The sequence below is a fragment of the Shewanella sp. SR44-3 genome (assembly GCF_014163735.1).
Lineage (GTDB): Bacteria > Pseudomonadota > Gammaproteobacteria > Enterobacterales > Shewanellaceae > Shewanella.
The window spans coordinates 1-1,323 of the sequence record NZ_JACJDV010000088.1; the positions used below are offsets into that span (position 1 = coordinate 1).

A 1,323-nucleotide genomic window follows, 5' to 3' on the forward strand; every position below is an offset into this window, starting at 1 on the left:
GTTAAAGATAAAAGTGCGGATGATAAATACACGACAAGACAAGCAGTCAGTGTGCCTATACTGGACAAGCTAAAAGCATGGCTTGAGCAAAACCAACCGAATTTAGTGGGTAATACCAAACTGATAGAGGCGGCTAATTACCTGGCTAATCAATGGCACAAACTTATTCGTTATGTTGATGATGGCAGACTGAGTATTGATAATAATCGTGCAGAGCGAGCGGTAAAACCGTTTGTGATTGGCCGAAAAAATTGGTTATTCAGCCACACGGCAAATGGGGCTCATGCCAGTGCCACGCTTTACAGCATTGTAGAAACCGCAAAGGTTAATGGCTTATTACCATTTGATTACATCATGGCTTGTCTTAATGAACTGTGCCAACCAGCACCGGATATAGACAGCCTGTTACCATGGAATTTTAAAAGGTAGGTGTAGTTGCCCGGACGCTTACTTCTCAGTGTTCAGTAACATCAAGTACACTTTTTGACAAAACAAGAACCCCCATGAAAAGTTGGTTTGCTGCGGTCTGGTTTATTACAAATCAAAAAAATGGTGTCAGCGCTCTTGGAGTTCAAAGGCTATTAGGTCTTGGGAGTTATCAAACCGCTTGGTCATTAATGCACAAGTTAAGACATGCCATGGTTGATCCTGAAAGGGATAAGTTATCCGGCATCGTAGAGGTTGACGAAACACTAATAGGTGGCGTCGTTCCGCAATCATCTATTAAAAATCAACAGGGTAAGCGTAAGGCTGTAGTTTTGGTCGCTGTTAAGCTGCTATCACCCTCTGGATTTGGTCGGATACGTTTAAGGCAAGTGGAAAGTGCAACTAAAGAACATATCCATCAATTCATTCAAGATGTAATTGAACCTGGTAGTACAATTTGTAGTGATGGCTCTCAAGCATACAAACAAATAGACAAGAAAGGATATAAGCATAACCGAATAGTGCATTTAGGTTCATCTGTACCTGCACATGAAACAATGGCTGGGGTACATCGAGTCTCATCATTATGTAAAAGATGGCTTTTAGGTACATATCAAGGCGCGGTAAAGGCTAAGCAACTTGATTATTATTTAGATGAGTTTACATTTCGCTTCAACAGAAGAAAGTCAGATTCTCGGGGATTATTATTCTACAGGCTGCTTGAACAAGCAGTGCGTTCTAAGCCGATAACGTACCAATCAATTAAAGATCGATAACTAATAAGGATAGGCCGCGCGAAGCCGCGTCCTTATCCCAAGTGTTGAACAAGCCCGAGCTCACGATAAGTTGTACCTTTAATAGTAAATAGCAGATCGAGAATACGATCTGTTTGGTGTG

At 41.5% G+C, this 1,323-nt stretch carries 1 protein-coding gene and 1 pseudogene; both read left to right on the forward strand.

Going from position 1 to position 1,323, the window contains the following annotated elements; genetic code table 11:
• Window positions 1-429, forward strand: a 429-nt coding sequence (locus H5073_RS17905) for a transposase (protein WP_182680916.1), incomplete at its 5' end; no start/stop codon positions are given.
• Window positions 430-455: 26 nt separating this feature from the next.
• Window positions 456-1,202, forward strand: a pseudogene (locus H5073_RS17910) (IS1595 family transposase); the annotation flags it as partial.
• Window positions 1,203-1,323 lie beyond the last annotated feature (121 nt).